This is a genomic window from Amycolatopsis sp. NPDC003861, assembly GCF_053605405.1.
On record NZ_JBSGJD010000491.1, the window covers coordinates 1 to 2,105 of the forward strand.

General features: G+C 75.0%; 2 protein-coding genes. Both read right to left on the minus strand.

Translation table 11 applies throughout. The features are described from left to right. Positions 1-45: 45 nt before the first annotated feature. Complete coding sequence (locus ACWEVN_RS47650; RefSeq protein WP_449686325.1) at positions 46-765, minus strand: hypothetical protein; 720 nt, start codon at positions 763-765, stop codon at positions 46-48. Beyond that, on the minus strand, positions 762-1,943 hold the full coding sequence (gene eccE, locus ACWEVN_RS47655; RefSeq protein WP_449686324.1) for a type VII secretion protein EccE: 1,182 nt from the start codon (positions 1,941-1,943) through the stop codon (positions 762-764). The genes ACWEVN_RS47650 and eccE overlap by 4 nt, the downstream gene beginning before the upstream one ends. Positions 1,944-2,105 lie beyond the last annotated feature (162 nt).

The window sequence follows — 2,105 nt, forward strand, 5'->3', positions numbered from 1 at the left end:
GAGGGTTCTAACCCTCCTTACCACTCACGACAGCCGGGGACGAGGTCAGTCGCCGCGGCGGACCGGGCCGAGGAGCTGCTGCTCCTTGCCCGTCGTGACCAGCCTCAGCGGCCGCCAGAGGTTGCGGCCGAGGGCCACCACCTGGTCGTCCTTCAACGTCGTCAGCTGGCGCATCATCTGGGGCGGCAGGCGCCAGATGCGGGCCGCCAGCTCGGCTTGGCCGGCCGGGAGGCGCTGCATCAGCACCAGGTCCGCCGCGTTGGCCGTCGCGCCCGCCTGCGGGTGCAGGTACGGGAGCACGTAGACCGTCGTCTGCCATGGCGAGCGAGGCGGGAACAGGTCCTGCGGTGTCGGGCCGCCGTCGGTCACCACCAGCAGCGGGGCGTCCTCCGACGGCCGCGGCAGCTCGACCGGGGACAGCCGGCGGATCTGCACCAGCGGAGACGGCCGTCCGTCGCGGCTGCCCGCCGCGCGGGACAGGACCTGCCACTCCGTCGGGCGACCGGTCGCGACCACGACCCACGCCCCGACCGCCATCGCCCGCATGGCCACCTGGCGGGCCAGGTACAGCCCGCCCACCAGCACGATCCGGGTGGGCGTCGAGCGCAGCGCCGAGATGGTCAGCGGCTCGCCCTTGAGGCCGGAGCCGAGGACGATGCCGCCGCGGTCGCCCGAGGGGCTGATCGCGTCGAGCAGCGCGGGGTCCACCGTGAACTCCGGTGCCACGCCGCCGTTCTGCCCGGCGTCACGGACGCGCGAACTCATGCTGTGCCTCCGATCGGCAACGTCGCGGCGAGCGCGGACACCTGCAGCCCGCGCAGCGGCGTCAGGTCCACCCCGAGCCGTTCGGACAGGTTCTGCAGCCGCTGGTCGGCGGCGTCGAGCTCACGCGGGTTCCGCGCGCTCAGCCGGACCACGCCGCGCAGGCCGATCTTGCCCTCGTCGGACGCCGGGGAGATCGACATCGCCAGCGTCGCCGACAGCGCGCGGACGCTCGTCAGCGCGTTGAGGCTGCTGGTGACCTTGCCCTTCGGCCAGCCGGTGATGGCGTAGCTCGCGTGCCCGATGCCGGCCGCGGTCACGCCGGACCAGCGTTCCTGCAGCGTCACCTTGGTGGGCGAACCGGCGACGGAGGTCAGCTCCGCGGCCGAGATGCTCGCCCGCAGCAGCTCGTCCGGGTCGAGCGGCCGCGTCGGCACGCCCTGGGACTCCAGCGCGTTGCGCACCCGCGAGAGCGCGCCGATCAGCGCGCGGTGGGCGCCGACGACGCCGCCGCCGCGTTCCCGGATCGCCGCCGGGCACCGCCGCGGGTCGAGCCGGATCGCCACCCACGTCGTCCGCCGGGCCGCCGCGGGCAGCGGACCCAGGACCTCCATGTAGGAGCTCAGCGCCGGCGAGTCCGACGGCAGCGCGGCGCTGCCCGGGTAGCAGTGCCAGATCATCTGGATCGAGTCGAGGACCACCCCGCGGTCCTCGAGGCAGGGCGCCAGCGCCGACAGCGGCAGGCTCGGCGCGCCGTCGGCCTGCGTGATCAGCGCCGGGGCCGGCTCGACGAGCAGCACCGCCGTCCACGTGCCGTCGTTCCAGGCGAGCCCGACCTGCTGCCGTTCGTGGTCGACGCCGTGCGCGACGACGAGGTCCGGCACGGCGATGCGCAGCAGGTTCACGCGCGCGTCGTCGGGGCCGGTGACCGTGGTCTCCTCGGCGGTCATGGCTTCGACGGTGCTCGGCGGCAGCGGTTCGGCGACCCGGTCGTGCGAGCGGAAGGTGTAGCGCAGCGTCAGGCCGACCCACTGGGTGAACCAGCGGCCGCGCCAGCGCAGCAGCGCGACGATGAGGGCGAAGCCGACGATGCCGACGCCGACCCACTTCAGCTTCATGTCGATGGCGAGCAGCACCAGGCCGATCGCGAGGCCGACTTCGAGCACGACGAGGTTGGCCACGGGCAGCGGGCCGAGGGTGACGCCGGCGGACCGTCGCCGCGCCGGCGGAGCCACCCGGGCCGGGCCGGGCGGGGGAGTGGCGGGACCGCTGTCGTCGGGCCCCTGCGGGCCACCGGGACCACCTGGGCCGCCGGGACCACCGCCGCCGGGACCACCCGGGCC